Consider the following 24,501-nt stretch of genomic DNA (forward strand, 5'->3'; position numbering starts at 1 on the left):
CCGAGAGAGTGTGGGAGAGTAGGACACCGCCGGACAACACTTAGCAACACAAAAAAGGGAAGGCCCCACACCACCAGGTGCGGGGCCTTCCCCCCATTTAACCCACACCACGAAAGCCACACCCACCCGTCCAACAGCACCCACCCAACAGCACCGAGCCGGCAGCCCGGAACCAGGCCAACCCCGACCCGCCCCCCCCGGCCCCGATTGCTGAGGCAGTCGAGCCGGCACGCGGGAGGCGGCGGCCGTGTGTGATCCCGCAACGACTCGCTCGCTCGTGCGGTAGCTCTTCGTGCTGACGGTAGGGTCGGACCATGAGTGGATTGTTCTCGCACCCTCCCGAAGCAGCCGGTGATTCGAGCCCGCGCCCCGAACTGCGGGTTACCGTGGTCGTCCCGGCCCCTGCCGGTCACGCCTGGGCGGGCCTGACCGAGCACCTGCACCTCTGGTGGCCGGCGGATGAGCTGAGCCGCTGGGGGGAGGGCAGCTTCTTCGACCTCGAAGACAAGGCGCTGGTGGAGACGTCCGCCCAGGATGACGAGAACGTGTGGGGCGAGGTGACGGACGGCCGGCCAGGGCAGTGGTTGGAGTTGCGTTGGACGCACGCCGGTTCGAGTGACACGACGCAGGTACGGCTGGAGCTGGCGGAAGGCCCTCGGGCATCAGACGTGCAGCCCCTGGCCGGGCCATCGGGGGAGCTCCCGCCGGGATCGGAGGGCCGCACCACCCTGACGCTTACCCATGGCGGCTGGACCACTGCTGATCCTCAGGACGTGTACGAGTTCTACCAAGCGTTCTGGCCCGGCGCCCTCGCCCGTTATCGGCGCTTCATGGGCGGTGCCTGATGGCGCGCGAAATCCTCGAGGAGTTGGCCGTCGCCCTGCCCGGATGCGTGTCCACGGCTGCTGAGGACCTCAGGCTGTACTCCCGGGACCAGGGCCCTGTCGTCCACCCGACCCTGCCGACCGCCGTCGTCCGCGTACGGACCGTCCCGGACGTGCAGACGCTCCTTCGCTGGGCCACACGCTATGGCGTTCCTGTTGTCAGCCGGGGTGCCGGATCCGGTGTTTCCGGAGGCGCCCACGCGACCGTCGGCAGTGTCATCCTGTCGCTCGAACTCATGAACACGATCCTCGCCATCAACGCCGATGACGAGACGGCCGTCGTCGAGCCCGGCGTCATCAATGCCGACCTGAACGCTGCTGTCGCCGAACACGGCCTGATGTACGCCCCGGATCCCGCGAGCTACCGTTGGTCGACGATCGGCGGGAACGTCGCCACCAACGCCGGCGGGCTACGCTGCGCGAAGTACGGTGTGACGCGCGATTCGGTGCTTGCCCTCGACGTCGTGCTCGCCGATGGCACCCTGGTCTCGACGGGCCATCGGACCTTCAAGGGCGTGGCCGGCTACGACCTGACGGCCCTGATGACCGGCTCGGAGGGGACGCTCGGTGTCATCGTGGGCATCACGGTTCGCCTCCGGTACCTCCCGCGCGCGGTGCACACCCTTGCGGCCTTCTTCGACGATTTCCCGCAGGCCGCCGCAGGCGTACTGGCCATCGGGCGTGCTCGTGTGCAGCCTGCGATCCTCGAACTGCTCGACGGTCAGACGCTCGAAGCGCTCGACGGCGCCCATGGTTCGGATCTGCGCCGCCGAGGCGGCTCGCTCCTGCTGGCACGGACCGACGGATACGGAGCCGCTGCGGAGGCGGACGCGATCCGGGCAGCGCTGGTGGAGCTCGGTGCGAGTGTCAGCGACGAGGGTTCGGAGGAGGCGGACCTGCTGGTGGACCTGAGGCGGCACAGCCGGGGCGACGAGGTGGATGATCTCTACCGGGTGGGTGAGGACGTTGCCGTACCGAAGTCGCAACTGGTGCACTACGTCGCCGCGCTCGAGTCGATGGCCGCCCGCCACCACGTCCGGTTGAAGGTCGTGGCCCACGCGGGTGACGGCAACCTCCACCCGACCTTCTGGGTCGAGCGTAGCGAGGGTATCGAGGCCCAGACGCGGCTGGAGGAGGCGCTGGACGAATCAGTGCGATGCGCCCTCGACCTGGGTGGCACGATCACGGGCGAGCACGGCGTGGGTCAGTACAAGCGCCGGTGGCTTGCCTGGGAGCAATCGCCGCAGATCCTGGAGCTGCAGGCGCGCATCAAGCAGGTCTTCGACCCGTTGGGCATACTCAATCCTGGCAAGGCGATCGTCTCCTGATCGTTGCGCCTCCGCTCCTGATACACGCAGGCGCCCAGTGATAATGTTCAGGAAATTGCCGGTATTCACCGTCACTTTCCATCACGTCCTTTGGGGGCAGCATGTCTGACAACAATCCGGGATCGCAGGGCAATTCGCCCTCCGGCGAGCAGAACCAGCCGCAGTACGGGCAGAACCTGCCCCAGTACGGGCAGAACCAGCCGCAGTACGGGCAGAACCTGCCCCAGTACGGGCAGAACCCGCCCCAGTACGGGCAGCAGAGCGCCTCGCCCTACGGTCAGCAGAGCGCCTCGCCCTACGGTCAGCAGGGCCAATACGGTTCGGGCGCCGGCAACTACCCGGGGCAGCAGGGCTACCAGGGCCAGCCGGCCGAGAACCCTGGCCGGACCCTCGGGATCGTCGGATTCATTCTTGCGATCGTGCTTCCCCCGGTCGGACTGATCATCAGTATCATCGCTTTCGTCAAATCCCGGAGAGCGAAGATGGGCAACGGATTTGCCCTCGCCGGCATCATCATCGGCGTTCTCTTCACGATCGGGCTGGCAATCCTCATCATCGGATTCATCGCCTTGATTCCCGCGTTCACCGAGTTGGCCGAACTCTGCCAAGGTGTGCCGAGTGGTACCGAGGTCGAATTCCAGGGCACGACGACGACCTGCCCTTGATCGAATTCCTGGAAAAAGGACCGGCAGCCCCCTGAACTGCTCCCCGGAAGTTGGACTGAGAAATTCAGTTTCGACTCCCGGGGAGCATTTTTATGCATGCACGTAGTTCGTTGTCGGTGGAGCAGCGTGAAGCGGCTGTAGCGTTGTTCGAGAAGGGCATCGCGGACACAGGCGCTGCGACCTTGCTGGGAGTGTCTCGTGGACCGGTGAGGCGTCTGCATCGGCGGTGGACGATCCGTGGTCGAGGAGCGCTGGTGGCTAAGCCGAAACAGGTGTATTCGTTCGAGGTCAAGCTCGCCTTGGTGGAGCGGTTCATCGCGGGTGAGACGTCACTGAACCTCGCGACGGAAGCCGGCCTGTCCTCGCCTCTGCTCCTTGAGAAGTGGGTGCGGGAGTATCGCCGCGACGGCGCCGACGGGTTACGGCCCAAGCCCAAGGGCAGACCCAGAAGCCCCAAGTCCTTACCGCCTGCGGAGGTGTCCGAGTTGGAGCGGTTGCGGCGGGAGAACGAACGGTTACGGGCGGAGGTCGCGTACCTGGGAAAATTACGGGCCTTGAGCGCGCAGGAACCACGACGGTGAAGGTTCAGGCCGTCATCGCCCTCAAGGCCGACTTCCCGCTCCCGGTGCTGCTCGAGGTCACCGGCCTGGCCCGGTCCACGTTCTTCTACCACCAGGCCCGGCTCCAGGCGCCGGATCCGCGTCAGGAGCTCAAGGACGCGATCGCGGAGATCTTCACGGCGAACCACGGACGGTACGGGCACCGCCGCATCCACACCGTCCTGGTCCGGCAGGGGTGGACGGTCGCGAGGAAGACCGTGCTGAAGCTGATGCGATCACTGCGCCTGGCCTGTCAGGTCCGCAGGAAAAAGCGCTTTACCTCTTACCGGGGTGAGCAGGGCAGGATCGCTGCGAATGTGCTGGACCGGGACTTCGCAGCGGACGCGCCGAACCAGAAGTGGGTCACGGATGTGACCGAGTTCAGTGTCGGCGACCGGAAGCTCTATCTCTCACCGGTCATGGATCTCTTCGACCGGCAAATCATCTCCTACTCGATCAGCTCATCACCGAATCTGGAGCTGACCAACACATCCCTCCGAGAAGCCCTGGCAACGCTCAAGGGCGGAGAAGAGCCGTTGGTCCACTCGGACCAGGGTTTCCAATACCAGCACGCCTCCTGGCGGCGTCTGCTCCAGGACGCCGGCGCACACCAGTCGATGTCCCGCAAGGGCAACTGCTACGACAACGCCGTCATGGAGAACTTCTTCGGTCACCTCAAGGAAGAACTGTTCCACCGGGTCCGCTTCATCAGCACCGACGCCTTCACTGAAGCCCTACACGAGTACATCCGCTGGTACAACACCGAGCGGATCTCCACAAAGCTCAAGGGCCTGAGTCCGGTGCGATACCGTGCTCAGACCCTCGCGGCCTAACCTACTTACTTAGCCAGTCCAACATCCGGGGACCAGTTCACCCTGGCTGCCGGTCCTTTTTCACGGGTTCCCCTAGTTGTCCCCGTACTCCGAGTCCTCGTCGAGGCCGATCGTCCGGGAATCTGCCGTGAGCATGATCTCCGCCTCGTCACGGCGGTGCCGGAGCTCGTCGTCGAGGTAGGACTGCACGGCTTCCGCCAGCGGGACGTTCCTGTCCTCGCGCTCTGACATGTACCACCGGTGCTCCAGCACCTCGTGGACCACCTCCGCGGGCTCGAGCTTGCCGCCGAGTTCACGTGGCACGGCGCGGACGATGGGCTCGAAGACCTCGTTGACCCAGAGGTGGGCGCTGAACTCCTCGTCGAGCGTCGGATTGTTGTCGGCGCGGTAGGCATCCATGTCGTTCAGGAGCCTCCGAGCCTGGTTCTCCTGGGCGTCGAGGCCGGTGAGACGGAGGAGGCGGCGGCTGTGGTGCCCCGCATCCACCACCTTGGGCTGCAGCTGGATCTGCGTGCCATTGGCGGCCGTCTTGATGGCGTACTCCTCGACGTCGAAGCCGAGTTCGTTGAGGCGGCGGATCCGTGCTCCCACCCGCCACCGTTCGCCGAGTTCGAAGGACTCCTTCTCGGTGAGCTCGCTCCAGAGACGGCGGTAGCTGTCCATGATCAGTTCACTTGTTGCGAGGGGGTCCACCTTCTCCTCGATGAGGCCGCCCTCTGCGAGGTCCATCAGCTCACCGGCGATGTTCACGCGGGCGATCTCGAGGTCGTACTCCCGCTGGCCCGTCGACAGCTCCGGGTACAGCTCGCCCGTCTCCGCGTCGACGAGGTACGCGGCGAAGGAACCCGCATCACGGCGGAACAGGGTGTTCGACAGCGAGACGTCACCCCAGTAGAAGCCGATGAGGTGGAGCCGCACGAGGAGGAGCGCCTGCGCGTCGATGAGGCGCGTCAGCGTGTCGCGGCGAAGGGTCTGGGAGAACAGGGCGCGGTACGGGAGCGAGAACTTGAGATGACGCGTGACGAGGACGGGGTCCAGTTCCTCGCCCTCCGGCGTGGTGCGGCCGGAGATGACGGCGACGGGCTCGACGCACGGCACGTCCAGCCGCTGGAGCTTCCGGAGCATGTGGTACTCGTGGCGGGCGATGTGCTCGCTCGTCTCCTTGACGGCGATGACGGACCCGCCGAGGTGCGCGAAGCGCACGATGTGCCGCGAGATGCCACGGGGGAGGGCGGCGAGGGCGCTGGCCGGCCACTGCTCGAGGGCGATGTGCCAGGGCAGGTCGAGCAGCTCCGGGTCCGTTGCGGCCGCGGTGATATTGAGCGATCCCAGCGTCTCCGGGCCCACGGCTGACGCCGGCCGCACTCGCGGCAGCTTGCCGGTCTGGTCGTAGTCCGTCGGCTCGTCATGCCACTGGGCGTTCGAGGTCTCTGTCATGGTGATGCCTTCGTGTCAGGGCGGGAGATTGGGCCTGCATCAAGCGTAGTGGCCGTTAAACGAAGCGGTGGCGTCCGCCGGGCACCCAGTGGGATGCCCGGCGGAGCCACCGCCGTCGTCGTACGTGGTGCGCAGCCTGTGAAGGTGCTAGACCGTCTCCGCCAGGCGGAGACCGCTCGTGGTGTCGAACAGGTGCACGTGGCCCTGCTCCGGCCGCACGTACACGCTGTCGCCCTTCATCGGCGGGCGGCGGCCGTCGACGCGGACCACCATGTCGTGGTTCTTGCCGTCGAGGGTGGTGTGGCCGTAGATGTAGGCGTCGGCGCCGAGCTCCTCGACGACGTCGACCTCCACCTGGAGGCCTTCACCGGTGGCCGAGAGGACCAGGTCCTCGGGCCGCACGCCCAGCGTGACCGTGTTGCCGGCGGCCGCGTCCAGGACGTTCCTCGGGACCGGGTAGACGATGCCGCCGAAGAGGACACCGCCGTCGGCGACGGGCAGCTCGAGGAGGTTCATCGCAGGGGAGCCGATGAAGCCCGCCACGAAGACGTTCTTGGGGCGCTCGTAGAGGTTACGCGGCGTGTCGACCTGCTGGAGGATGCCGTCCTTGAGGACCGCGACGCGGTCACCCATGGTCATGGCCTCGACCTGGTCGTGCGTGACGTAGACCGTGGTGACGCCGAGGCGGCGGGTCAGCGAAGCGATCTGCGTACGCGTCTGCACACGGAGCTTGGCATCGAGGTTCGAGAGGGGCTCGTCCATGAGGAAGACCTGGGGGTTACGCACGATGGCGCGTCCCATCGCGACGCGCTGGCGCTGGCCGCCGGAGAGTGCCTTCGGCTTGCGGTCCAGGTAGTCCTCGAGGTCGAGGAGCTTCGCTGCTTCTCGGACGCGCTCCGCCCGCTCTTCCTTGGACACGCCGGCGATCTTGAGCGCGAAGCCCATGTTGTCGGCGACCGACATGTGCGGGTAGAGGGCGTAGTTCTGGAAGACCATCGCGATGTCGCGATCCTTCGGGGGTACATCGGTGACGTCGCGGTCGCCGATGAGGATGCGTCCGGAGTTGACGTCTTCGAGGCCTGCGAGCATGCGCAGGGAGGTGGACTTTCCGCAACCGGAGGGTCCTACGAGGACGAGGAATTCGCCGTCGGCGATGTCGATGTTCAGCTTGTCGACGGCGGGCTTCTCGGTGCCCGGGTACAGGCGCGTGGCCTGGTCAAACGTTACCGTTGCCATGGTTTTGGTTCCTTTTCACGGGCAGGTACGTGCCCGACGATCCGTAGTGAATGGAAGAGATATTCAGTTGTGGGTGCGTGACCCGCCAGCAGTACCGGTGACGTTGGTCACGCTCCCGTAGTATGACACGTTCCTCGGCTGTGCGCACTTGCCGTGCGCAAGGCCACGAGTTCGTGCAGGACGGCCGCGAAATCCTCGGGCGTGGCGACGGTGAAGGGGGCGGCGGTCTCACCAGGGCCGATCCGGATCCCGACGTCGTCCGGTCCGAGGGTGCGCTGGGCGTCCTCGTCCGTGACGTCGTCGCCTGCGAACAGGACCGCCGTCGCTCCCGTCGCCTCCCTCAGCAACGCCAGTCCCTGCCCCTTGTCGGCCTTGACCACCGAGATCTCCAGCACGCGCTTGCCGTCGGTGACGCTCAGGTCCTCGAGGTGGGCCAGCTCCGCTCGCACGGCCGCCACGGCGGCGTCCGCGACGGAGTCGGCCGCCGACCTCGTGTGGAGCACGACGCCGGCGGGCTTGAATTCGGTCCACGTCCCCTCGTGCGCGTCGACGGTCCGCTCGACGACCTCGACGGCCCGTGCCAACAGGTCCGCCTGCCCGGGGGTCAGGGCGAGGGGGGCGCCGTCGGGCCCGGTCCAGGTCTCCGCGCCGTGGCTGCCGATGAGCATGGTGTCCGGGGCGGGGTCCGCGACGACGCGCAGGCTGGCGAGGGCGCGTCCCGAGATCAGCGCCGTCGTCGTGGCCGGTAGCGCGGCCAGCGCCCGGACCGCTCCGGCCGACGAGGGAAGGGCCCGCGCGTCCTCTGCCCGTTCGACGAGCGGCGCCAGCGTGCCGTCGAAGTCGAGCGCCACCAGCAGACGGGGCGTCGAGGCGAGGGCGGCCAGCGCGGCGTGGAGGTCCGGCTCAAGCACCATCGTCGGGGCTCCCGGTGTGCAGGGCGTTGAGGAAGGCCTGCGACCAGCGCTCGACGTCGTTGTGGACCACCTGCCGGCGCATGAGCCTCATGCGCCGCATGGCTTCCGTCCGGGGCATCGTGATGGCCGAGACGATGGCGCTCTTCAGGCCGTCGATGTCATGCGGGTTGACGAGGATTGCCTGGCGAAGCGTGTCCGCCGCTCCCGCGAACTCGCTGAGGACGAGCATTCCGGTGTTGGCCGTGCGGGCCGCGACGTACTCCTTGGCAACGAGGTTCATGCCGTCCCGGAGCGCCGTGACGAGCATGACGTCGGCGGCCAGGTAGAGCGCCACCATCTCCTCGACCGGGTAGCTGTGGTGGAGGTAGCGGATGGCCGTGTTCTTCATGGTGTCGTGCGTGCCGTTGATGCGGCCCACGGCGCCTTCGATGTCCTCGCGGAGCAAGCGGTACTGCTCCACGCGCTCGCGGCTCGGGCTGGCCACCTGGATGAGGGCGGCGTCCTCGACCGTGATGGCGCCGTCCTCGAGCAGTTCACCGTAGGCCTTGAGCCGGTGCCCGATGCCCTTGGTGTAGTCGAGCCGGTCCACGCCGAGGAGGATGTGCTGGGGGTCGCCGAGCTCGCGGCGGATCTCCCTCGACCGCTCGATGACGTCGGGCCGCTGTGCCAGCTCCGTGATCGACGCGGTGTCGATGGAGATGGGGAACGCCTCGGCGCGCGAGACGTAGGCCGGCGTTCCGTCGTCGCCCGCCGGGATCTGCACCTGCTGGGCCTTGATCGTGTAGCCCTTGAAGCGGCGCACGCAGCGCAGGAAGTTGCTGGCGTCACTCGGTCGCTGGAAGCCGATGAGGTCTGCGCCGAGCAGCCCCTCGATGACCTGCCGGCGCCAGGGGAGCTGCGCGTAGATCTCGAGCGGGGGGAAGGGGATGTGGTTGAAGAAGCCGATCTTCAGGTCGGGCCGTGCCTGCCGCAGCAGCTTCGGGACGAGCTGCAGCTGATAGTCCTGCACCCATACCGTGGCACCCTCGGCGGCCACCGACGCCGTCGCCTCCGCGAAGCGCTCGTTCACCCTGCGGTAGGAGTCCCACCAGGTGCGGTGGAACTCGGGGGAGGCGATGACGTCGTGATAGAGCGGCCAGAGGGTCGCATTGGAGAAGCCCTCGTAGTAGAGCTCCACCTCCTCCTCGCTGAGCGGCACGGGGACGAGGCGCATGTTCGCCTCGTCGAAGGGCTCGAGCGTCTCGTCCGGGGCGCCGTGCCAGCCGACCCAGGCGCCGTCGGCCTTGGCCATCACCGGCGCGAGCGCGGTGACGAGTCCGCCCGGGGAGCGTCGCCACGAGCTCTCACCGTGCTCGTCGACGACGCGGTCCACCGCCAACCGGTTGGAGACGACGATGAAATCGAAGTCACCGAACCTGCCGTCCGTGGAGTACGAGGCTGTGACGCCTGGCGTGGTCGAAGGTTGTGCTGCGCTCAAAACTGGCTCCATCGCAGTAGTTTGGTCTCGTCGACGACTCTATCGTCATGGACGTCCGCGGTTCGGCACCCGGTGCCACGGGGAGGCTCCGAGGAACGGTCGCTAAACTGGCCCCCGACCACCGACGAAGAGGACTGATGGCGCCCGCACCCGCACGCAAGCCGACCAAAGCCGAACGCACCGCCGCAGCCCGGGAGCGGGAGCGCCTGGCGCGCGAGGAGCAGCAGCGGAGGGAGCGCCGGAACGGCCTCCTGGCGAAGTGGGGCGTGGTGGTGGGCGCGCTCGTCATCGTCGTGATCATCGCCGTGGTCGTGGTCGGCACTGTGCGCAGCCGGATTCCCGATGCAGGACCGGCGCCCCGGGCGGGGAACGCGCAGGGCGGCATCACGCTCGTGTCCGCGACCGAGGTGGAACCGACGCAGACGCAGGACGTGGACGCCTCGACCCTGCCGTCCGAGCCCGAGGCGGAAGGCTCCGTCCCCGAAGGCATCGAGGCCTCCGCCGAGGGGCCGCTCCAGGTCGTCGCCTATGTGGACATCAACTGCGTCCACTGCGCGGACTTCGAGGCGCGGCACTCCGAGCAGATCCGATCCTGGCTCGACGGCGGGGACATCACCCTCGAATACCGCACCGTGGCCTACCTCGACCGGAACAGCAGGACGGACTACTCGTCACGGGGGGCGAATGCCGCGGCATGCGTCGCCGACGCCGCTCCGGCCGCCTACCTCGACTTCACCCGGCGCATCTTCAGCCGGTTCGAGGAGGGAGAGCTCGACGACGACGGCCTCGTGGCGCTCGCGGAGGAAGCCGGGGCCGGCGACATCTCGACCTGCGTCGAGGACGGCACGTTCAGGCCCTGGGTGAAGTACACGACCGAGGCGGCACAGGCAGCCGCCGTCGGCGGGACACCCACGGTGTACGTGAACGGCGATGTCGTTGCCAATGCGGTGTCCGATTTCGGGACGGCTGTTCAGGAGCAGCTGGACGGCAGGGGCTGATTTCCCGCGGTGCCGGGGCTGGGCTACCCTTATTGAGCGCTCGGCGTCTCCTTCCAGGAGGACGACGACGGCGCCGGCTGGCCTGGCCAGCACGCCTCCTTAGCTCAGTTGGCCAGAGCACCGCTCTTGTAAAGCGGGGGTCGTCGGTTCGAATCCGACAGGGGGCTCGCCTCCCGCCTCGACGCCAGGTGGACCGAGGCGAAGTAGGTCGGCTGCTGGTTCCCGCGCCGACGGGCAGCGGATGCACTCACTCCTCCATGAACCTGTTCCGGTAGTCCTTCGCCGTCGCGGCGCCACGGGCAGCCTGACGGAAAGATCTCGCGTGGCGCCGCTGGTCGGCGGCGCTCTGGCGGCGGTGGAGGCTCGCGAGTTCGCGCTCCATCTTGAGGTAGCTCAGCCAGCGGCGTTCGGCGAGAGCCCCCGATTCGATGGCCGCCTGTACCGCACAGCCCGGCTCGCTGTCGTGGGCACAATCGCGGAACCGGCAATCACCGAAGAGTTCCTCCACATCCGCGAAGACCTGCGACAGTCCGTCCTCGGCGTTCCACAGGGCGAAGCCCCGCAATCCCGGCGTGTCCATCACGACGGCACCGTCACCCAGCGGGACCAGTTCCCGGGCCGTCGTCGTGTGCCGGCCCCTTCCGTCCCCCGCACGCACCTGGCCCGTATCCTGCCGGTGCCTACCCACGAGGGCGTTGATCAGGCTCGATTTGCCGGCACCGGAGGGCCCGAGCAGGGCGAGCGTCCGGCCCGTCCCGATCCTTCCGCGCAGGGCCTCGAGTCCGTCCTGATCCTGTGCCGACGTCGTGAAGACCTCCACCCCGCGGGAGCGTTCGACCGTCTCGGCGACCACGTCGTCGAACCGCGTGCTGAGGTCGGCCTTCGTCAGGATGACGATCGGAAGGGCGCCGGAGTCCCGGGCGGCCACCAGGGTGCGTTCGAGCCGGTTGGCCGACAGCGGGCGGTCCAGGGGGACGACGACACCTACCAGGTCCATGTTGGCGCCCAGGACCTGTGCCTCGGACAGGGGATCGTGGGCCCGCTTGCGCTGCAGGAGGGATGAGCGGGGCAGGGATCCGACGACGGTGCGGTCGTCGTGGCCCTGCAGGGCGACCCAGTCACCGGTGACGAACCCGCCGCCGTCGTCGACGTGCAGCAGTCCGTGCCGTGAGGCGAGCAGGGCGCGGCCGCGGTCGGCGCGGACGACCCGCGCGGGTTCCGCGCCGATCGGGAAATGGAACGAGAAGAGACCGCTGATGCGGTCGGTGAAGCCGTACTGCGTCAGAGTGTTCAACGGGTTTCCTCCGTGGGAGGCCTCCCGAGGGGCGCAGTTAGTGCACCACAGCAGGGGAGGCGGGGTTCATGGGGTCGGCGGCGCGTTGCGCGGCGACAGGGACCTTCTTCATGACTCCACCTCCTCCTTCTTCCTACGGCTCGCTCACGGCTCGGACGACCCGCGGTCATACATGATAGGCACGACGATGCCGGTACGGACAGACCTGGTGGCGGTCCGTCATGCGACTCCATCCGTACTGCGGCAACCAGGGCAGCAGGATGCTGCGAACAGGCCACCGCGGACCGGTGGCCGCCGTCGGATCGTCGGTGGACCGGTCGTGCCGGGATCAGCTCCGCTGGTCCGGGCCCTGCGCTTCCACCTGCTCCGCCTCGCGCTCCTCCGTCTCGACGGCGGTCGACGTCGGGCCTGGTTCCATGCCGTCGCGTTCACGCCAGCCGCCCTTGCGATAGGCGGGTGTCGCGGTGGCGAGGACGAGCAGGGTGAGCGACACCGCGGCGAGCATCACGCACACCATGGCGACCGAGCCGCCCCCGAGGAAACCGACGAACGGGCTGACGAGCCCCGCGACACCGGACTGGAGGGAGCCGATGACCGCAGCCGCGGTGCCGGCCATGTGCCCGTAGTTGTGCAGCGCCAGCACCGAGGCGTTGGCGGGGATCATGCCCTGCGTCCCGAGCACGAGCCACAGGCCGGCGACGAGTCCGACGATCCCGCCGAAACCCGTGAGCACGATGGCGAGGAGGATGAGCGCGCAGCCCATCTGGACGATCACCGCGATCCGGAGCACGCGGATCGGCGCTGCGCGGCGCACGAGTGCCGCGTTGAGCTGCGCCGAACCGACGATCGCCGCGCCGTTCAGTGCGAACACCGCGGCGAACTGTCCCTGGCTGAGGCCGTACTCGTCCTGGAAGACGAACGGGGAGCCGACGACGTAGCTCATGATCACCGCGAGCCCGAGGCCGGGGATCACTGCGAGGGCCATGAAGTGCCGGTCGCGGAGCAAGGCGGCATAGCCGCCGGCAACCTGCCGCGGATTGCCCGGGCGCCGCTGTTCCTTGGGCAGCGATTCCGGCATGAAGCGCCACACGATGAGCACGAGGAAGAGCCCGATGAGCGCGAGGGCGTAGAACACGGCCCGCCACTGCCAGGCACCCGCGATGGCCTGGCCGACGGTCGGTGCGAAGAGCGGTGCAACCCCGATGACGAGCATCAGCCGCGACAGGAGCCTCGCAGCGTCCGAGCCGACGAAGCGGTCCCTGATGACGGCGATGGACACCACCGACGCGGCCGCGTTGAAGAAGCCCTGGCAGACGCGGAGCCCGATCAGCGTCTCGATGTCCGGTGTGATCGAGCAGAGGATCGAGGTCACGACATGGAGTGAGATGCCGATGAGCAGCGGTAGCCGCCTGCCGAACCGGTCCGAGAACGGTCCGATGACGAGCTGGCCCACTCCGGCGCCGATGAGCATGCCGGACATGGTGAACTGCGCTGCCGCCTGCGTCGTCTCGAGATCCTCCGCCACCACGGGGAGGGAGGGCAGGTACATGTCGGTGGTGATGGCCGGCAGCGCCGCGAGGGCACCGAGCATCAGGATCCACTTGATGCTCGAACGTCGGCTGGACGAGGCGGTGACGGCGGTCTTCGCGGTACTCACCCTGAAACCCTAGCCAGATCGTTGACCGACCGAACAGGTGCGGTGGGAAGAGGCGCCATCCACCGGTACTTGTGGACAGTCGGCAGATCCGGGGCTAGCTGTACTGGGCCGTCAGGTTGGTGACACTCGGGTGATGGGTGTGGTTCCGATGCCGGTGTGGATGCGTTCAGTGTTGTAGTGCTGGAGCCAGGGGGCAAGGGCGGCTTGGCGTTGTGCGCTGCTGGTGAAGACCTGGCGGTAGGCCCATTCTGTTTGGAGTGTGCGGTTGAAGCGTTCGGCTTTGCCGTTGGTCCAGGGGCAGTGGGGTTTGATGAAGCGTTGAACGGCTCCGAGGTCCGCCACTGCCCGGGCGAATGCGGCGGAGTTGCGGTAGGCGAGGGCGTTGTCGGTGATGACGCGTTCGATATGGTCGATGCCTTGTTCGGCGAAGTAGATGCCGGCGCGGACGAGGAACCCGGCGGCGGTTGCGCCTTTTTCATCGGGAAGGACTTCGGCGTACCCGACCCGGGTGTGATCATCGATGGCGACATGGACGTAGTCGTAGCCGATGCCGCGGCCCCTGACCTGCTCGGAACGCCCGTGCGCCCGCCAGCCACCACCGGCCGGTATCCGTCCGAGTTTCTTGACGTCCAGGTGGACCAGCTCTCCGGCGGTGGTGCGCTCGTACCGGTTCGAGCTCGCCCGCGACGCGCGAATTAGGCTCCCGGTGAGCGGATCGCAGTCCGCGAGCCGTGGAACCTGATGGCGGTGCAGGATCCGGGTCACGGTCCGTGCCGGGACACCCGTGGCTGCCGCGATCCGCACCGGCCCGAAGCGCAATGCCTGCCGGGCCTGCAGGACGGCCTCCTCCCGATCGGCGCTGGTACGCCTGGGCGATGATCGTGGTCGGCTCGAGCGGTCCCGCAGCCCCGCGGTTCCTTCGTCCCGGTACCGGCCGACCCACCGGTACGCGGTCTGCCGGGACACGCCCAACTCGGCAGCGATATGGGCGACCGGGCGACCTGCAGCCACCCGATCAACAATCAACTGTCTTCCATGCACCGTCAGACGAGCATTAGCGTGGGACACGAGGACCTCCGGTCGCGAAGTGTGGGAACTAGACAGCTCCACTAAGCCCGGAGGTCCTCCTCTTATGAAGCCCCAAGCGTCAACAACGTCCCAGCCCAGTACAGCTAGCGCGGTGGGAGCCGGTGCAGTTCGGCGGTGACCACGCCCGCGTCGATGATCGCCGTCATGTAGGTGCAGTGCGGCTGCCGGCGGCGGTCGGTGGGGGATCCCGGGTTGAGGAGCCGCAGCCCGGACCCGGCGCGAGTGTCCCACGGGATGTGGCTGTGCCCGAACACCAGGACGTCGGTGTCGGGGTAGAGCGCGGCCAGGCGCGCCTCCCTGCCCTGCTTCTGGCCTGTCTCATGAACGACGGCGAGGCGCACGCCGTCGAGCTCCGCCCTGCCCACCAGAGGCAGGCGGGCCCGGAGGTCTGCGCCGTCGTTGTTCCCGTAGCAGGCGACCAGCCGGGCGGCGCGGGCCTCCAACTCATCGAGCAGGAACGACTCGGTCCAGTCCCCGGCGTGCACGACGACGTCCGAGGATTCGACGGCGGCCCACACCTCGCCGGGCAGGTGCCTGGCGCGCTTCGGCAGGTGCGTGTCGGCCAGGAGCGTCAGGGTGAGGGGCATGGAGCAATTGTCCGCGAAACACCGGGGCCCGTGACAAGCGGGAGGCCCTGTGCCATGCTTTCCTAAGCTCACTTACTAATAGCGGATCGACATCAGAGGAGACAGCCATGCGGATCGACAAGTCGCAGATCATCGACCTGCTGAAGAGCCAGGGCAAGAACGATCACGCCGAGCAGGCCCAGTCCGAGCTTCCCGACCAGGTGGACCCGGAGCAGCACTCGGACCTGCTGGCCAAGTTCGGCATCAATCCCAAGGACCTGCTGGGCAAGATCCCCGGCCTGGGTGGCTTCGGAGGCTAGTCGGTTCCGGCAGGTCGTCGTCAGCACGTCGCCATCAACGAGTGAGGGAGTCAGCAATGGATACAAGTCAAGTGGTGTGGATCATCGTAGGGATTGTCGTCCTCCTGGCCATCATCGCGGTGGTGGCGCTCCTGGCCCGCAAGCGCGGTGCCGCGCACCGCAGGCGCCAGCAGGAACAGGACAGGCACCGTGCTGCCGAGATGCGCGAGAAGGCGCAGGTCACGGAACTCGAGGCGCGCGAGCGTGAAGCCAAGGCGTCGATGGCGGAGGCCGAGGCGCAGCGTGCGGAGGTCGAGGCCGAACGCCTCCGGCGGCAGGCACAGGAGCGGCAGGACGACGCCCACGGGTTGCGTGAGAAAGTGACGCACCACATCCAGGAGGCCGACAAGGTCGACCCGGACGTCACGCAGGACAAGGACGGGCGCCGGGGCACCTGACCGGCCCGGGCTCGGACTGCAGGAAGGGAGCCCTCCCCGGCGGGAGGGTTCCCTTCCTGCATGGGTTCCGGACGCGGCGGCCGCCCCGGCGGAGGCTCGGCACCAGGCAGGTTCAACGCCTCGACCGGCGGGGGTACGGGCCGCACGAGGAAGTGCGTGACAATGCCCGGGCGGCCCCGAAGACTCGGAGGGAAGCCTGCGCGGGCCCGTGCGGGACGTCGATCGGAGGGCAGGCGCATGGGTGAGGCGAGGACCGTGGTCATCACGGGAGCATCGAGCGGGATCGGGCGGGCGACGGCGCGCCTGTTCGCCGAGGACGGCGCACGGCTCGTCCTCGCAGGGCGGGACGCCGGAACACTCGAGGCCGTCGCCGCGGAATGCCGCGAGAGGGGAGCGGCGGTGATCACCGTGCCCACGGACGTCTCCTCCGAGGCGGAGGTCGGCCACCTCGCCGATGCCGCGGTGCAGCGCTTCGGCGGCATCGACGTGTGGGTGGGCAATGCCTCCCTGTACAGCTTCGGTACCTTCGAACAGACTCCGTCCGAAGTCTTCGACCAGCTGATCAAGGTGAACCTGCTCGGTCAGGTCTACCAGGCACGTGCTGCGCTTCGCGTCTTCCGCGGCCAGGGCCACGGCGTCCTGGTGCCCGTGGCCTCGGTCTACTCGCGGATCACCTCACCCCTCGTGGGCCCCTACGTGACCAGCAAGTTCGGCCTGCTCGGCTTCCTCGAGGTGCTGCGGATGGAGTTGCGCGAGGCACCCGGGATCCACGTCTGTGCTGTCCTCCCGGCGACCATCGACACTCCCATCCATCAGCACGCGGCCAATTACACCGGCAGGCCGGTCCGCCCGCTGCCACCGGTCACGGACCCCCTCCGGGTGGCGCGGGCCATCGTCCGCGTCTCCCGGAAGCCCGGCAGGCTGACGCAGGTCGGCAGGGTCCAGTCCCTGTTCGTCCACGCCCGGGCCTTTGCTCCGGCCGTGTACGAGCCGGTCGTGGCGCGCGCATACACGGCGCTGGCGCTCAAGGCAGGATCAGTGCCAGCGGCACCCGGCAATGTCTTCGAGGCGGACCGGGAGGTCACGGGCGTCACCGGGGGATGGCGGGTCCTGCCACGGCTGCGGCGGATGCCCTGGCGCCGAGCAGGGTGACGTGTCCCACCCAGCATCAGCCCGGGGCACTGTCAATGTGACGGACACGATAGCCGACGCCGGCAGCGCCCCTGGGGCGCCCGGCCATAGTTGAGGTATGGATCAATGGCAGGGCCTCCTCGCGCAGTGCGCCCGGAGTATGGGGTTCGATCGCGGGCGGAAGCGGGCCGCCTGTGCGCTCGCAGGTGTAGGGATCTTCTGGGCCGTGGGGCTGCTCGGCGGGCTGCGGATCCTGCACAGCGCCTCCTCGCCGATGACCACCCTGGTGCTGCTCTACGTGATGCTGGCCGTCGTCGCGCTCTCCCTCGTGATCGCAGCGGCCGCCGTGGCGGAGCTCGGACGGCAGGCGGCAGAGAGGCGCCGGCGCTAGGCGCCGACGCCCCCATCAGCGCTCCGCGTCCTACCGGGTGACGACGACGTGCTCGTTGGGCACGCAGTGCGTCATGGTCAGGCCCTGGACATCACGCGGCCCGTTGTTGCCCAGGTTCTTCAGGCGGGTCAGCTCCTCCTCCGAGAGGGTCTGGCTCGCGAGCGGCGGCAGGTCCTTCACGTCGGCGAGGCCGATGCCGAGCCCGTCGCCCACGCGTGCGCCCAGCTCGTCGTCGACCAGGTAGAAGTGCCACACCATGCGTTCCTGCACAGCGCGCGCGGCCTGCCCGATCAGCGTGACGAAGTTGCCCACGAGGTCGTCCTTCTCCCACTGCTCGAGCAACTGGTACCGCTGGCCCGCCTGCAGGTAGTCCTGGGTGAGCGGGATGCGCTTGCGGGTCAGGCGTCCCTGGATCTCCGGGCCCTGCTCGTCATGCGTGGGGTACTGGCCCTCGCGGAGCCCGCCCGTGATGGAGGGCTCGTAGTTGACGTGGGGGTTCTGCCCTGGCGCGAGGTCCGTCCCGAAGGACATCTGCCCGCCACGCTGGTTGGTGTGCACCGGGGCGTTCTTCGCGGAGTTCACGGGCAGCTGCAGGTAGTTCGGGCCCACGCGGTAGCGCTGCGCGTCGCTGTAGCTGAAGGTGCGGCCCACGAGCATCTTGTCGTCGGAGAAGTCGAGGCCGTCGACCAGGACGCCCGTGCCGAAGGAGATCTGCTCGTTCTCGTTGTGGTGGTCCGAGACATTCCGGTTGAGCGTCATGGTCCCGACGAGCTTCGGCTCGAAGTCCTGCTCGGGCCACGTCTTCGTATCATCGAGCGGGTCGAAGTCGAGTTCCGGGTGGTCGCCGTCGTCCATCAGCTGCACGTACAGGTCCCACTGCGGGAAGTCGCCGCGCTCGATGGCCTCGAACAGGTCCTTCGAGGCATGGCCGAGGTCGGTCGCCTGGATGTTCGCGGCGTCCTCCTCGGTCAGGCTCTTCACGCCCTGCCGCGGCTGCCACGTGTACTTGACCAGTTTCGTGTCACCGTCCGCATTGACCCACTTGTAGGTGTTGACGCCGAAGCCCTGCATGTGGCGGTAGTCGGCCGGGATGCCCCGTGGGCTGAAGAGGTTCACGAGCATGTGCATGGACTCGGGCGTCTGGGACATGAAGTCGAAGATGCGCGCCGGTTCCTGCCGGAAGGTGATGGGATCGGGCTTGAGGGAGTGGATGACGTCGGGGAACTTGATGGCGTCGCGGATGAAGAACACCGCGAGGTTGTTGCCCACGAGGTCCCAGTTGCCGTCCTCGGTGTAGAACTTCACCGCGAAGCCCCGGGGATCCCTGGCCGCTTCGGAGGAGTCCCGGCCACCGATGACGGACGAGAAGCGGATGGCCACGTCGGTCTTCTTGCCGGGCTCGGAGAACAGCTTCGCGCGGGTATAGGCCGCGATCGGTTCGTCGCCCCACTTGCCGGTCGCCTCGAAGTCGCCATAGGCGACGAAGCCGCGAGCATGCACGACGCGTTCCGGGATGCGCTCGCGGTCGAAGTGGCTGATCTTCTCGAGGAACTGGTAGTTCTCCAGGGTCGCCGGCCCGCGGGCACCGACGGTCCGCGAATTCTGGTTGTCGTAGACCTGGTGGCCCTGGCGGTTCGTCAGGACGGCGCGGTCGTCCCCTTCGGCGGGTGGCTGGCTGGCGACATCGGTCATGGAGTTCTCCTCACAGCGGGCTCTGGTGGTCGGGAGCAGCGGGGCAGAGCTCCCGCGTCCGCAATCGACGCTACCCAAGGCCGATGTGGACAGCAACCTTAGTATCGAGTGGACCGTACCGTTGCTCGCCGGCGGGTACTAGGACCGGGAGTCCGTCCCGTCCTCGATCTCCGCGTACCGCTCCAGCAGGCCGGAGGCACTGCTGCCGGGCTCCTCATCGAGGGCGGCGCGCATGGGCTCCAGCTTCGCCGCACCTGCCGGGAAGGGAGGCAGCAGCGGCACGTTCGGGTCCGTCACCACGTCGAGGACGAACGGCCGGTCAGCAGCGAACGCCCGCCGCCAGGCGTCGGCGAGGTCGTCCGGATCCTCCACCCGCACGCCGTCGAGCCCGAGCAGGCGGGCGTGGGCCGCGCAGTCGACGTCGGGCAGCGACTGGCTGTCCTCGAAGCGGGGCTCCCCCTCCATCTCGCGCTGTTCCCAGGACACTTCCGCGAGGTCGCGGTTCGAGAGGACGCACACCACGAAGCGGGGGTCCGCCCAGCTCCGCCACAGCTTGGCGACGGTGACGAGCTCGGCGAGCCCCGCCATCTGCATCGCTCCGTCACCTGCGAGGACGACGACGGGGCGGCCGGGGTGGGCGAGCTTGGCGGCGATGCCGTAGGGCACCCCCGCGCCCATGCAGCCCAGCGTGCTCGAGAGGTGGGCGGGCACTCCCCGTGGCAGGCGGAGCTGGCGGGCGTACCAGTAGACGCAACTCCCGACGTCGACGGCGACCTGCGCGTCGCGCGGCAGGACGGCATTGAGCTCATGCACCACCCGCTCCGGGTTGACGGGGTCCGCCGGGGTCATGGCCCGTTCGGCGGCGACGCGGTGCCACTGCCGCACCTGCGCCTCGACGTCCCGGCGCCATGACCGGTCCTGCTGCCCGTGCAGGAGGACCAGCAGTGCCGCGAGGGTCTCCGCGGCGTCCCCGTGCAGGGGCACCTCCACGGGGTACCGGTTCCCGATGGCCTTCGGGTCGATGTCGATCTGCACGGCGCGCGCCTGCCCCGGCGCCGGGTAGTACTCGCTCCAGGGGTCATTGGACCCGATGATGAGCAGGGTGTCGCACGTGTCCATCAGGTACGCGCTCGCCGTGGTGCCGAGGTGTCCCATGGTGCCGGTGGCATGGGGGAGCGATTCGTCGACGAAGGGCTTGCCCAGCAGGCTCGTGGTGATTCCCGCACCCAGTCGGTCCGCGATGGCGAGGACCTCCTGTTGCGCGTGCGCCGCGCCCTGCCCGACCAGCAGTGCGACCTTCCGGCCGGCGTTGAGGACGGCGGCGGCGTCGTGCAGGTCCGTCTCGCGCGGCGAGACGCACCCGAGGGACCACACGGGCGACGACGGCACCACGCCGTGCTCGTGGGGGGACTGCGGGGCCGGGGCCTGCTGCACGTCGTGCGGGAGGATCACGACGGCGGGTGACCTCGTGGCGAGCGCGGCCTTGAAGGCGCGGTCGAGGACCATCGGCAACTGCTCGGGGCTCGACACCTGCTGGCGGAACTCCGATGCCACGTCCTTGAACAGGCTGAGGAGGTCGATCTCCTGCTGGTAGGCCGAGCCGAGCACCGTCTGGCTCTGCTGGCCGATGACGGCGACCACGGGCACGCTGTCCATCCGCGCGTCGTACAGGCCGTTGAGCAGGTGGACGGCCCCGGGCCCCTGGGTCGCGGTGACCACGCCCACCCCGCCGGTGTACTTCGCGTGTGCCACGGCCATGAAGGCGGCGGCTTCCTCGTGGCGCGCCTGCACGAACGAAGGGGTCCCCGCCCGGCGCAGCGCGCCGAGCAGGGGGTTGATGCCGTCTCCGCTGTAGCCGAAGATCCGATCCACCCGCCACGCGGCGAGGTGCCGGACCACGAAGTCCGCGACGGTGTCCGCGTCCGCGTCCTCCGCCACGGGTCAGACCGCTGCCGGAACGTCAGGACCGGTGGGCCAGCGCAGCAGCGCCGCGATGGGCTTCTTCTCGAGCGCCCCCGACGGGTACATGGAGACCTGCGCGTCCGTGAGGGCCGCGGCGCGGAGCAGTGCCGCGACGGCAGGTACCTCGCCGAGCACGCCGGCACCGGCGGTGTCCGCGTCCGACGTCGCCACCCACGGTGCCGCATCGAGTGCGAGCAGCGTCTCGTCGTCCCATGCCGTGGTCTCGAGGAGGAGGGACTCGACCTGGGCCTGCTGCAGTGCGGTGATGACCGCGCCGCGACCGATCGCGGACGTGCGGGTGCCCTGGCCCTCCTTCTCGGCCAGGCGTTCCAGGAGTGCGTGCTGACGATCCGCCATGGTGCGCGCCACGAGTTGCTGGACCTCCTCGGCGAAGGTCTCCTCGTCGGCGCCGTCAGCGCGCGTGTTCGACTCGATGATGGCGAGCTTGCCACGCGATTCCTGGGACACCTCGTCATGGACCATCTGGCGGGCGCGGATGTCGCCGGCGACGACGATCAGCTGGGCCTCGTTCTCCGCCGAGAGACGGTCGATCTCGGATGCCACCTCCCGGGAGTTCATCTTCCAGACCTTCTCGGCGTGCTGTTGCATACGCTTGTGGGCCCAGCCACCGCTGCCGAGCTTGCGGGTGTGGTCGGTGTCTCCTTCGATCACGGAGTCGGCATCGCCCGACGTCACGTGCGCCTCGTCACCGTCGGCGAAGCGCAGGTAGACCTCCCCGCCGTGGTGTCCCACTTCCGCCACGAGGTAGGCGAAGTCCTCGGGGGTGTGCCGGACGAGGGGTGTGAGGTCCGGGATGGGGCCGGTCGCCGTCACCGCGAGGCCGACCAGGTTGCCGGGCAGGAACTCGTTCACGACGGCCTGCCCGTTGTTCACGAGCAGGTAGCGGGTCACGGGATCGGGCAGGCCCTTCGCCGTGGTGCCGAGCGCCGCGACCGCGGCTTCGATGTCCTGCTCAGGGGCTCCGGCCTCCTTCATCTCCTGCGCGACGCTGCGGGGAAGGATCTCGTCGTTCGCCAGGCCGTCCACCGTGCCGGTACTGCCCTCGACGTAGATGGTGGTCCATGGGCCGGGCAGCTCGAACAGATGGGCATGCTCTTTGAGTACGTGCGTCACGAAGATCCCCTGTCAGGTCAGTGGTGGTGATTCCCGGCAGGGAGGTCCCCGCCGGAAATACTAAGGACACTTATGGTCTATCACTCCGGGCAGGTGGGTGAGAAGGGCCGAATGGTCCGTCGTCGGGCTTGAAAAACGCTCGGCAGGGGTGGGCGGAGGCCGGTAGCGTGGGGGGGCATGCTCACAGTTCCCGAGAATTTCCCGCCCGCATACATCAGCTTCCTCAAGGCCCAGGACGAAGGCTTCGCCGAGACGGTGCTGATGGTCATGAAGCAGTCCGTCGCCGAGGGGAAGTACGGCGTGCTCGTCAGCAGCCACGCCCTGGATCGGCAGGCGGAGCTCTCGCAGGAGGTTCCGTTCGGCGAGGTCGTCGAAGGTACCCGCTGAGTCATGGCGGGTGGGCGGGGCCGCCAGGACGAACAGAAGCGCCGGCCCGTCGGGCCGGCGCTTCTTCGATCTCCGGGAGGCGCGTTCCGCCGTCCGCCGTCCGGTGCGCTACGAGCCGTCGCTGTACTGGTCCGCGGAGTCCGCGCCCTCGGCGGGATCCTCCGTATGCACCCTGATGTCCTCGGTGTCGGCGTCCGTGTCGCCCTCGGCGGGCGCCTCGTTGTGGATGCGGTCGTCGTCGCTCGGATTCTCTGACATGCACTCGTCCTTTCGGTTCGAGGGAAAGTAAGCTCCCTTATCGTCAGTCTACGGATCCGGCGTCGCGAACATAACCCGCAGGGCGCAAGGTGACGCGGACTCGTCAGCGTGCTTACCATCAGGTCATGGAAGACCGAGGGAAGTCAGCATCCGGGCCCGTCGATCGCCCGTGGGCGATCCTCCGGTCGGCCCTGGTGGGACTGGCGTCGCTCGCCCTCGGACTGGTCGCTCATGCCCTTTCCGGCGGCGATGTGCCGAGCGCGCCGGTACTCTGTGGCCTCGCGGCGCTCGCCGTCCTCGGCGCTACCCTCCTGGCGCAGGTCCGGCTGCCGGGCTGGGCCGTGATGCTGCTGCTCGGCGCCGCCCAGCAAGTGCTCCACTGGCTCCTCGGCGGGCTGGGAGGAGCGGCGTCGGCCACCGTGTCCGAAACGGGAGCGCATCACGGCGGCGAGGTGCCCGTGGGCGCGGGTGCGGCGCAGGGGCACTCCCCGGAAGTGATGCTGATGCTTCACTCGCACCTGGCCGTGGCGCTCCTGATCGGCTGGGCCGTGAGTCGGTATTCCAGCGTGGAACGATGGCTGTCCCGTCCTGACCGGCGCCGGCAACAGCCCGTGCGGACCGAAGAAGGCGCCCCCGTCGTGTGACGGGAGCGCCTTCCGGCCGTACTGCTGGTGTCGATGTCCTGGCTGGCGTCCTAGTTGGCGCTGGCCGAGCCGTCGTAGAACGGGTAGTCGGTGTAGCCTTCCGGACCCGTCGAGTAGAACGTCGAGGGGTTCGGTTCGTTCTCCGGCAGGTTCTCGCGCCACCGACGGGCGAGGTCGGGGTTCGCGATGGCCGGGCGGCCGACGACGACCGCATCGCCCACGCCGTCCTCGAGGATGGCGATGGCTTCCTCGCGGTTCGTGATGACGCCGAATCCGCTGTTGATGAGGAAGGGTCCGCCGAAGCGTTTCCGGAGGTCCTGGACGAGGTCCCCGGTCGGCTCGGCGTGCAGGACGCTGAGGTACGCGAGGTGCAGGGGTGCGATGCCGTCCACGAGTGTGGAGTAGGTGGCGTGGACGTCCGCGGCGTCCGTCTCCAGGGCGTCCTGGATGTTGTGCGCGGGAGAGATGCGGAGGCCCACCTTCTCGGCTCCGACTTCTGCGGCGACGGCGGTGACGAGCTCGATCACGAACTGCGCGCGCTTCTCGGCCGATCCGCCGTAGGCATCCTCGCGCTGGTTGGACTCGGGGGAGAGGAACTCGTGCAGCAGGTATCCGTTGGCGCCGTGGAGTTCGACGCCGTCGAAGCCCCCGATGTCGATCGCCTTCCGTGAGGCGGTGACGAATTCCTCGATGATGCCCGGAAGCTCGTCGGTGGTCAGGGCGTGGGGCACGGGGTAGGGCTGCTTCCCGGTGCTGGTCCTCGTGGTGCCGTCGATCGCGATGGCGCTCGGCGCCACGACCTCGTAGCCTCCGTTGGTGTCCGGGTGGGTCACGCGTCCCGCGTGCATCACCTGCGCGACGATCCGACCGCCGTCCGCGTGCACCGCGTCGGTGACGCGCCTCCAGCCGGCGAGCTGCTCGTCCTCCACCAGGCCGGGCTGGCCCGGGAAGCCCTGGCCGGCATGGCTGGGGTACGTCCCCTCGCTGACGATCAGCCCGAGGGAGGCGCGCTGGCGGTAGTGCTCGACGACGATGTCGCCCGGAATACCCGCGTTACCCGAGCGGACTCGCGTGAGGGGTGCCATCACCACACGGTTGGGGAGTTCGAGCGTGCCGAGGGTGAGGGGGGAGAACAGCTTCATGTGTTCCTACTTTCCGGGTCGGTGTC

Annotated in this window: 25 protein-coding genes and 1 tRNA gene; 13 read left to right on the plus strand and 13 right to left on the minus strand. The window is 68.3% G+C overall.

Features of this window, described 5'->3' with window-relative positions:
- Positions 1 to 314: 314 nt before the first annotated feature.
- From ACIQCY_RS05045 to ACIQCY_RS05065, 5 genes are all read left to right on the plus strand, one after another.
- A complete protein-coding gene (locus ACIQCY_RS05045) occupies positions 315 to 845 on the plus strand; it encodes a hypothetical protein (protein ID WP_400482796.1) in 531 nt (176 codons plus the stop codon).
- Positions 845 to 2,212: an FAD-binding oxidoreductase gene (locus ACIQCY_RS05050; RefSeq protein ID WP_400482797.1), complete on the plus strand. Its 1,368-nt coding sequence runs from the start codon at positions 845 to 847 to the stop codon at positions 2,210 to 2,212. Before ACIQCY_RS05045 ends, ACIQCY_RS05050 begins: the two co-directional genes overlap by 1 nt.
- 101 nt (positions 2,213 to 2,313) lie before the next feature.
- On the plus strand, positions 2,314 to 2,877 hold the full coding sequence (locus tag ACIQCY_RS05055; RefSeq protein WP_400482798.1) for a hypothetical protein: 564 nt from the start codon (positions 2,314 to 2,316) through the stop codon (positions 2,875 to 2,877).
- 254 nt (positions 2,878 to 3,131) lie between these two features.
- Complete coding sequence (locus tag ACIQCY_RS05060; protein WP_400482799.1) at positions 3,132 to 3,458, plus strand: helix-turn-helix domain-containing protein; 327 nt, start codon at positions 3,132 to 3,134, stop codon at positions 3,456 to 3,458.
- On the plus strand, positions 3,455 to 4,309 hold the full coding sequence (locus ACIQCY_RS05065) for an IS3 family transposase (protein ID WP_400482800.1): 855 nt from the start codon (positions 3,455 to 3,457) through the stop codon (positions 4,307 to 4,309). Before ACIQCY_RS05060 ends, ACIQCY_RS05065 begins: the two co-directional genes overlap by 4 nt.
- A 72-nt stretch (positions 4,310 to 4,381) precedes the next feature.
- Here ACIQCY_RS05065 and ACIQCY_RS05070 read toward each other — a convergent pair whose 3' ends face one another.
- The 4 genes from ACIQCY_RS05070 to ACIQCY_RS05085 form a co-directional block, all read right to left on the minus strand.
- Positions 4,382 to 5,746, minus strand: coding sequence for a DUF4032 domain-containing protein (locus tag ACIQCY_RS05070; RefSeq protein WP_400482801.1), 1,365 nt, complete (start codon positions 5,744 to 5,746; stop codon positions 4,382 to 4,384).
- 147 nt (positions 5,747 to 5,893) lie between these two features.
- The gene (locus ACIQCY_RS05075; protein ID WP_400482802.1) at positions 5,894 to 6,982 is read right to left on the minus strand and encodes an ABC transporter ATP-binding protein; all 1,089 of its coding nucleotides are present in this window, start codon (positions 6,980 to 6,982) and stop codon (positions 5,894 to 5,896) included.
- A 107-nt stretch (positions 6,983 to 7,089) separates the two neighbouring features.
- Complete coding sequence (otsB, locus tag ACIQCY_RS05080; RefSeq protein WP_400482803.1) at positions 7,090 to 7,896, minus strand: trehalose-phosphatase; 807 nt, start codon at positions 7,894 to 7,896, stop codon at positions 7,090 to 7,092.
- Positions 7,886 to 9,385: a trehalose-6-phosphate synthase gene (locus ACIQCY_RS05085; protein WP_400482804.1), complete on the minus strand. Its 1,500-nt coding sequence runs from the start codon at positions 9,383 to 9,385 to the stop codon at positions 7,886 to 7,888. Before ACIQCY_RS05085 ends, otsB begins: the two co-directional genes overlap by 11 nt.
- A 125-nt stretch (positions 9,386 to 9,510) precedes the next feature.
- Between ACIQCY_RS05085 and ACIQCY_RS05090 the strand changes: the two genes are divergently transcribed.
- Complete coding sequence (locus ACIQCY_RS05090) at positions 9,511 to 10,371, plus strand: DsbA family protein (protein ID WP_400482805.1); 861 nt, start codon at positions 9,511 to 9,513, stop codon at positions 10,369 to 10,371.
- A 93-nt stretch (positions 10,372 to 10,464) separates the two neighbouring features.
- Positions 10,465 to 10,538 (plus strand) — tRNA-Thr (locus tag ACIQCY_RS05095).
- A gap of 80 nt (positions 10,539 to 10,618) precedes the next feature.
- On the opposite strand, the gene rsgA is transcribed toward ACIQCY_RS05095, so the two are convergent.
- The 4 genes from rsgA to ACIQCY_RS05115 form a co-directional block, all read right to left on the minus strand.
- A complete protein-coding gene (gene rsgA / locus ACIQCY_RS05100; protein ID WP_400482806.1) occupies positions 10,619 to 11,665 on the minus strand; it encodes a ribosome small subunit-dependent GTPase A in 1,047 nt (348 codons plus the stop codon).
- Between the two features lie 328 nt (positions 11,666 to 11,993).
- Positions 11,994 to 13,322, minus strand: a complete 1,329-nt coding sequence (locus ACIQCY_RS05105) for a multidrug effflux MFS transporter (protein ID WP_400482807.1) — start codon at positions 13,320 to 13,322, stop codon at positions 11,994 to 11,996.
- A gap of 111 nt (positions 13,323 to 13,433) precedes the next feature.
- On the minus strand, positions 13,434 to 14,390 hold the full coding sequence (locus ACIQCY_RS05110; protein ID WP_400482808.1) for an IS481 family transposase: 957 nt from the start codon (positions 14,388 to 14,390) through the stop codon (positions 13,434 to 13,436).
- Positions 14,391 to 14,494: 104 nt separating this feature from the next.
- The gene (locus ACIQCY_RS05115; RefSeq protein WP_400482809.1) at positions 14,495 to 14,998 is read right to left on the minus strand and encodes a metallophosphoesterase family protein; all 504 of its coding nucleotides are present in this window, start codon (positions 14,996 to 14,998) and stop codon (positions 14,495 to 14,497) included.
- Positions 14,999 to 15,105: 107 nt separating this feature from the next.
- Here ACIQCY_RS05115 and ACIQCY_RS05120 point away from each other — a divergent pair, with 107 nt between their 5' ends.
- The 4 genes from ACIQCY_RS05120 to ACIQCY_RS05135 all read left to right on the plus strand — a co-directional run bounded on the left by ACIQCY_RS05120 (position 15,106) and on the right by ACIQCY_RS05135 (position 17,256).
- Positions 15,106 to 15,297 (plus strand): hypothetical protein, encoded by a 192-nt coding sequence (locus tag ACIQCY_RS05120; RefSeq protein WP_400482810.1) that lies wholly within the window; start codon positions 15,106 to 15,108, stop codon positions 15,295 to 15,297.
- 56 nt (positions 15,298 to 15,353) lie between these two features.
- A complete protein-coding gene (locus ACIQCY_RS05125; RefSeq protein ID WP_400482811.1) occupies positions 15,354 to 15,734 on the plus strand; it encodes a hypothetical protein in 381 nt (126 codons plus the stop codon).
- A gap of 237 nt (positions 15,735 to 15,971) precedes the next feature.
- Complete coding sequence (locus tag ACIQCY_RS05130) at positions 15,972 to 16,886, plus strand: SDR family NAD(P)-dependent oxidoreductase (RefSeq protein WP_400482812.1); 915 nt, start codon at positions 15,972 to 15,974, stop codon at positions 16,884 to 16,886.
- A gap of 97 nt (positions 16,887 to 16,983) precedes the next feature.
- Entirely contained in the window at positions 16,984 to 17,256 is a 273-nt protein-coding gene (locus tag ACIQCY_RS05135; RefSeq protein ID WP_400482813.1) for a hypothetical protein, read from the plus strand.
- Positions 17,257 to 17,286: 30 nt separating this feature from the next.
- On the opposite strand, the gene ACIQCY_RS05140 is transcribed toward ACIQCY_RS05135, so the two are convergent.
- From ACIQCY_RS05140 to ACIQCY_RS05150, 3 genes are all read right to left on the minus strand, one after another.
- On the minus strand, positions 17,287 to 18,948 hold the full coding sequence (locus ACIQCY_RS05140) for a catalase (RefSeq protein WP_400482814.1): 1,662 nt from the start codon (positions 18,946 to 18,948) through the stop codon (positions 17,287 to 17,289).
- Positions 18,949 to 19,086: 138 nt separating this feature from the next.
- The gene (locus tag ACIQCY_RS05145; RefSeq protein WP_400482815.1) at positions 19,087 to 20,886 is read right to left on the minus strand and encodes a thiamine pyrophosphate-requiring protein; all 1,800 of its coding nucleotides are present in this window, start codon (positions 20,884 to 20,886) and stop codon (positions 19,087 to 19,089) included.
- Between the two features lie 3 nt (positions 20,887 to 20,889).
- Positions 20,890 to 22,044: a Vms1/Ankzf1 family peptidyl-tRNA hydrolase gene (locus ACIQCY_RS05150; RefSeq protein ID WP_400482816.1), complete on the minus strand. Its 1,155-nt coding sequence runs from the start codon at positions 22,042 to 22,044 to the stop codon at positions 20,890 to 20,892.
- A 177-nt stretch (positions 22,045 to 22,221) separates the two neighbouring features.
- On the opposite strand from ACIQCY_RS05150, the gene ACIQCY_RS05155 reads away from it, so the two are divergent.
- Positions 22,222 to 22,431 carry a hypothetical protein gene (locus tag ACIQCY_RS05155; RefSeq protein WP_400482817.1) on the plus strand — a complete coding sequence of 70 codons (210 nt, stop codon included), beginning with the start codon at positions 22,222 to 22,224 and terminating at the stop codon, positions 22,429 to 22,431.
- Positions 22,432 to 22,539: 108 nt separating this feature from the next.
- Here the strand turns inward: ACIQCY_RS05155 and ACIQCY_RS05160 are convergent, their stop codons facing one another.
- Positions 22,540 to 22,689 (minus strand): hypothetical protein, encoded by a 150-nt coding sequence (locus ACIQCY_RS05160; protein ID WP_400482818.1) that lies wholly within the window; start codon positions 22,687 to 22,689, stop codon positions 22,540 to 22,542.
- 125 nt (positions 22,690 to 22,814) lie between these two features.
- Between ACIQCY_RS05160 and ACIQCY_RS05165 the strand changes: the two genes are divergently transcribed.
- Positions 22,815 to 23,333, plus strand: a complete 519-nt coding sequence (locus ACIQCY_RS05165; protein ID WP_400482819.1) for a hypothetical protein — start codon at positions 22,815 to 22,817, stop codon at positions 23,331 to 23,333.
- A gap of 50 nt (positions 23,334 to 23,383) precedes the next feature.
- Here the strand turns inward: ACIQCY_RS05165 and ACIQCY_RS05170 are convergent, their stop codons facing one another.
- A complete protein-coding gene (locus tag ACIQCY_RS05170) occupies positions 23,384 to 24,475 on the minus strand; it encodes an alkene reductase (protein ID WP_400482820.1) in 1,092 nt (363 codons plus the stop codon).
- Positions 24,476 to 24,501: the final 26 nt, after the last annotated feature.

This window comes from Arthrobacter sp. NPDC092385 (assembly GCF_044755105.1).
In the GTDB taxonomy this organism is placed as follows: Bacteria; Actinomycetota; Actinomycetes; order Actinomycetales; family Micrococcaceae; genus Arthrobacter_D.